The organism is Photobacterium sp. OFAV2-7, assembly GCF_022347985.1.
Lineage (GTDB): Bacteria > Pseudomonadota > Gammaproteobacteria > Enterobacterales > Vibrionaceae > Photobacterium.
Genome location: NZ_JAKRFQ010000281.1, coordinates 1 through 5,632 on the forward strand (window position 1 = coordinate 1; position 5,632 = coordinate 5,632).

Below are 5,632 nucleotides of genomic sequence, written 5' to 3' on the forward strand. Positions count from 1 at the left end.
GGCAGTTGGCGGTCGTGTCTATAAGACCTCGGCGAACAACAGTAAAACCTTCAAGGCGATGAAGAAGCTGGCCGATCAGGATCCTGCGATCAAAGAACGGGTTGAATTTTTCCTTAACCGCACTGTTACCGAGTTCTACGATCTGCGTACCGATCCTGATGCCAAGAATAACCTGGCGGGCAGCAAGAAATATCAAGCTCAACAACAGCAAATGGAAGCACTGATGCAAAAGCATATGGAAGAGTATAACGATCCTATGCTCGAGCTATTTGTTAAGCGCGATGATAACGACTTCCTCGTCGATCGTACTGCTGATATCCAACTTGAAGCGAAAAAATTGAAGAAAGAACATCGTCTGCGTAGCGGTGGCAAGAAAGGCCACTAAGGATAACTAATCCTTTCCAGACAAAATATTACGGCAACAGATATTTCTGTTGCCGTATTTGTATCAGCCCCATCTTCACTAACTGACCCACGGATACCACAGATGAAAAGGAAATATCTATCAAGCGTGGTAATCACGCTGTGTGCTGCTATTTCACAGCCTTGTATCGCAGCTCCCCAGCAAGTTACCGAACAGCCGCAATCACCCAATATTTTGCTCATTACTGCCGATGATATGGATTATGGTTCCCTCGGGATCACGGGTTCGGCTGTACCAGAAATCTCACCGAATCTGGATAAACTCGCCAATGAAGGAATACGATTCGAAAAAGCCTTTGTAACGGTATCGGTGAGTGAGCCATCGCGTGGTGTTATCGCTACCGGTCGGTATATTCAAAATAGCGGTATTGTCGGTTTCTATCCGACCACTCAGCCTATTCCAACATTGGCAGAAGAGCTGAAGGAGAACGGCTACAGCGTCGGGATCCTTGGCAAGCTAAACCATTCTACCCCCAAATACGTCGATGAATATATTTGGGATTACAGCAAAGACAGACCTCAGCTTGGTGACGGCCGCAGTCCGAAACTCTACCAGCAACACCTCACCGCATTTATCGAATCGGCTAAAGCGAAAAACAAACCTTTCTTCATGATGGTGAACTCTCATGACCCTCACAGGCCCTATTTTGTCGATAGCCCGGATTACGAACAAAACGGCAGGCAGAGGCCCTCACGCATTTATCGTCCCGATGAAGTAGAAGTACCGAGCTTCTTGCCAGATCTGCCCGGTGTCAGAACAGAGCTTTCTCAATACTTCAGTTCGGTAAAACGGCTGGACGATACCGTGGGTGCGCTGATGAACTCACTGGAAACGGCCGGTGTCAGTGACAATACAATTGTTGTCTTTCTATCAGATAACGGGATCTCTGCCCCGTTCGCCAAATCCAATGTTTACCGTAACAGCAACCATACGCCTTTTTTCATTCGCTGGCCGGGTAAAATCACGCCTGACGTCGATGATACACACTATATTTCCATGGTTGATCTGATGCCTACCCTACTCGAAGCCACAGGCACAAATATCCCAGAGTCCCTTGATGGCCGAAGCTTTCTACCGTTAATGGAGCTGAAAGCGCAAACCGGCAGAGATCATGTTTTCACCCAATACTTCGAGAATGCAGGCAGTCACATCTTCCCGATGAGCGCCGTTCAGAACGATAAATGGCTTTATATCTTTAACCCCTGGGCCGTTGGGGGCCGTATGTATAAAACCTCGGCAAACAACAGCAAAACCTTCGCAGCCATGAAGGAGGCAGCCAAGAAAGATCCCGCAATCAAAGAGCGAGTTGAATTTTTCCTCAACCGGACAGTGACAGAGCTTTATGATCTCCGCAATGACCCGGATGCCACGATCAATCTTGCCGATAATCCCAAGTACCAGACTCAGCAGAAACAAATGGAAAACCTGATGCTGAAGCAATTCAGGGAATTTGACGATCCGATGCTGGAACTCTTCACCAAGCGCTCTGACACCGAATATCTGATTAACCGTACGGCAGAAATTCAGGTTGAAGCGAAGCGGCTCAAGACAATTCACCGAGAGCGAAGGCTGGCCAAAAAAATAGAGTGGTAACTACAGCCTGATATCGAAAATCCGGCAGCCCGATAGCTGCCGCTACCCAATTAGCGCTCAATTATCAGAGGTTAACAATGAAACGACTTGTATTATCTGCCTTGTTGTTTAATACCGCTATGGCACACGCGGATGCCCCTGCACCGGATACACAAACACCTGTGGAACAACCCAACATTTTGATCATCTATTCCGATGACCAGGGCTGGGGAGATGTTGGCTACCATGGTTACACTGATATCCGTACCCCAAATATCGATAAACTGGCCACGCAAGGTACACAATTTTCTCAAGCCTATGTGTCAGCTTCTGTCTGCGGCCCGTCACGTGCCGGTCTGATGACGGGCGTATACCAGCAACGCCTGGGGTATTACGGTAATGGAAATGGTGCCACCATCCCTTTGTCACAACCCACCTTTCTGGAAATGATGAAATCACAAGGATACACCACGGGTGTCGTCGGCAAATGGCACTTAGGTAGTAAAAAAGGACATCCAGTCAATCGTGGCGCCGACTTCTTTTACGGTTTTCTCAATGGTTCGCACGACTACGACTGGTCCGATAGCAAGGAAGGCGGAAAAAAGTGGCAGTCCCCTATTTATCGAAATTTCGCAATAGAGCCACCAATTCAAAACTCCAACGGCTATCTCACAGAAATGTTTACTGAAGAAGCCGTCGACTTCATCGAACGTTCAACGGACAAGCCCTTCTGCCTGTATCTGGCCTACAACGCCGTACACCATCCCTGGGTTGTCCCGCAAAGATATCTTGATCGCCTTGAGGATTTAAATGCCAACGAAGAGAGAAAATTGTTCGCTGGTATGCTGCTGGCCATGGATGACGGTGTGGGTGCGGTAATGGACACCCTTAAGCGAAAAGGGTTAGACGACGACACTCTGGTTTTCTTTATGAGCGATAACGGTAGCCCTCGCGGACAAGGCCTGAAACCACCACGGAAAAAACAGCGAGGCCAAACCGTCATGTCGAGTCCCGGCCCGTTCAACGGCTTTAAAGGCGACACCTATGAAGGAGGAGTTCGCGTTCCCTTTGTTATGCGTTGGCCAGGCAAAATCCCTCATGGGGCTGTCTACAACCAACCAGTTATCAATCTAGATATTACCGCGACCATGCTGGCAAGGGCTGGCATCACCCACCCACCCAAAGGCCTTGATTTTGATGGTAAGGATTTAATGCCCTATATCACTGGCAGCATTGAGAATATCCCTCACGGAACGCTTTACTGGCGCCGTGACGATGACTATGCCATCCGTGATGGAAACTGGAAGCTGACCTATAACGATCAAAGTGGCCCCAAGACAATACGCCTGTTCAATATGAATAGGGATCCCGAGGAGTACCATGACTTGAGTGCCCAATACCCGAACATCGCCCAGCACTTACAAAACAAATTTGATGCCTGGGATAGCAAGCTCCCGCCAAATGCTTATGGACGCACGGCAAGAAACCGTAACCATCAATATGAGAAAGGCACAATAACCGATGTGAAGGAGCACAACGATCGAATAAGTAATACCATAGCCAAGGTTAAATGATTATAACTTCAGTGACCACAGGCCTAGTAAGTACACACTTACAGGAACACAGTAAATTGAGAAGGCTTGCTTAAGCTCAGGTAAAACCTGAATATTAGGCACGTTATTTTGCACGCAATTTGAACGTTTCAATAAAAACGCTCAAAGAATGTCTCAACAACTGCATATCAAACATGAGCAAACAGCTCTGATAGCCTTGTTCTCACTTTCTATAATTCACCATACGGAGAGCTCACCCTATGAGCCCTCCAAGCTTCCTAGTAAAATTTTTATCGGTAATCCTTTATTTTTTAATAGGTAAATAACATCTTCACTGTAAGAGAATACTACCTAGTCAGCTGTCACACTCGTTGTATATCCACCTGCCAATTATTGAACGAAAGTAGCAAGTGTTAGAGCTGTCACGTGACAAAATTATTCGAAACGTTTATATTTCAAGCAAGTTTATTCTCTGTACAAATGGTTCAGTTGGCGAGGTAGGCTCCATATTACTAGCCCTTCAATCAGAACCAGCAAAACTACCTGAACATCAGGAAATGGACTTCATTACCACTTTTGCTGGATGGCTTTCATCCAGTTGTCGAAAAGACCATTTCCTCTCATGAAAACGGCCTGCACACAGCCATTTACTGTGTGCAGGTAATTCGCAATACGACGAAAATAGCAATAATAATGAAGAGGTATCATGAGTAAAAAACTAGACCGTAAGCTACTCGGGCTTGGGCTCCAGATAGTTGCCATGGGCAGTTGTTTCGGTGCCAATGCTGCAGGAGAGATCACCCAGAGCGCAACTCAGACGGCCGTCGAGGTACCGGGGTTTCAGTCCGAAGCCTGGCCCTTCCTTGACGGACCAAGTGATCTGGTCGCGGCCGCCAAGGTATCGGGCTACTACGCTGTTGCCAACAGTTCATCAATGAGCATCGAGGTACGGGATATCAATACTTCCGTACTTCACACAGTGACCAGCGATGATATAAAGCAGCTCTTACCCGACATGACATTGGCACATGACGCGCCAATTTGTGGCATGACTTTTACGCCTTCAGGCCGATTCCTTTATTTTGCGGTGTGCAACAGCCAGGGCAGCTCATCTAAAGATGCCGTTCTGGCGTTAAACGTCAACACCCGCAAACTTACCATTTTTAAGCGCCTTGAGCTCCGTTCAGAGTCAGCAACCCCACAACCTCACTATGGCATGGCCTATTTTGCTTCCAAGCTGTTTGTGGGCAGTGATCTCGGTGTATATCGATTAAACGCCGACAAAAACAAAGCCTACGACGGCGGTCCGGCCACAAAATTCCTGATCCCTACGTCTAAGCCGGTAAAAGATATCGCACTGGATATGGTCGATCAGCGCCTGTATGTACTAACGGAAGATACCGTTTACCGTTTGCCTTATAAGCAGAAGGAACTGACCCCTATGTATCAGGGAACAGATCTTTCCAAACTTAGCTTTAGCCGGGTATTCGGGCGCGAAGAAGCGGCGGGGCTATATCTGACAAGCGGCAACAACGACAAAACCGAGTTTTTGTTTGTTCCGCAGGAAAAAGTAAGAAAACGCGCCAGCTACCAGCCCCAACCACTTGATTGGGACCTGGGAAAAGTGCTCGACTTTGCAACGACGGCAGATGGCAAGATTTTGTATTCAAACGGACTGACATTCACCCTGTCAGATCTTAATGACGACAACCTCTCCTACCAAGCCTGGCTTAGGGATGAGCTGTCTCAATATGTGACTGCCATAAAAAGCCTGATTTCTTATGGCAGCTTTGACACAACAAACTCCTACTCACCAGATGGCTTCCTGCATCGCAAACTTCAGCGGGCTGATACCGAACCAAATAAAACACCGGTTGCTGACAACGTTGGCTGGGCAATCTTTCTGCTGATGGCGGCGGACAAAGTCAATCCCGACGATGAGATTGAGGAGCTAATCACGGCTCTGATCGAGCGCCACGCCGGCCTAAAAACAGATGGCCTTGGCGGTGAGAAAACCTTTGAGGGACATTTCGTCCGAAACTACGAAACCAATGGGGAACCAAAAGCTTCTAACCCTCAGCCG

4 protein-coding genes are annotated in these 5,632 nt (G+C 47.7%); all 4 read left to right on the forward strand.

Translation table 11 applies throughout. From position 1 onward, the window contains the following. Nucleotides 1-385, forward strand: a 385-nt coding sequence (locus MHN01_RS14620) for a hypothetical protein (RefSeq protein ID WP_239412016.1), incomplete at its 5' end; no start/stop codon positions are given. A 102-nt stretch (nt 386-487) separates the two neighbouring features. Continuing rightward, nucleotides 488-2,017 (forward strand): sulfatase, encoded by a 1,530-nt coding sequence (locus MHN01_RS14625; RefSeq protein ID WP_239412017.1) that lies wholly within the window; start codon nt 488-490, stop codon nt 2,015-2,017. 77 nt (nt 2,018-2,094) lie between these two features. Further along, a complete protein-coding gene (locus MHN01_RS14630) occupies nt 2,095-3,570 on the forward strand; it encodes a sulfatase (RefSeq protein WP_239412018.1) in 1,476 nt (491 codons plus the stop codon). 685 nt (nt 3,571-4,255) lie between these two features. After that, a partial coding sequence (locus MHN01_RS14635) for a hypothetical protein (RefSeq protein WP_239412019.1) occupies nt 4,256-5,632 on the forward strand: 1,377 nt, incomplete at its 3' end.

What these genes read in the sequence shown, in the direction of transcription:
- MHN01_RS14625 (WP_239412017.1), top strand. Translation starts at nt 488, where the DNA reads ATGAAAAGGAAATATCTATCAAGCGTGGTAATCACGCTGTGTGCTGCT.
- MHN01_RS14630 (WP_239412018.1), top strand. Translation starts at nt 2,095, where the DNA reads ATGAAACGACTTGTATTATCTGCCTTGTTGTTTAATACCGCTATGGCA.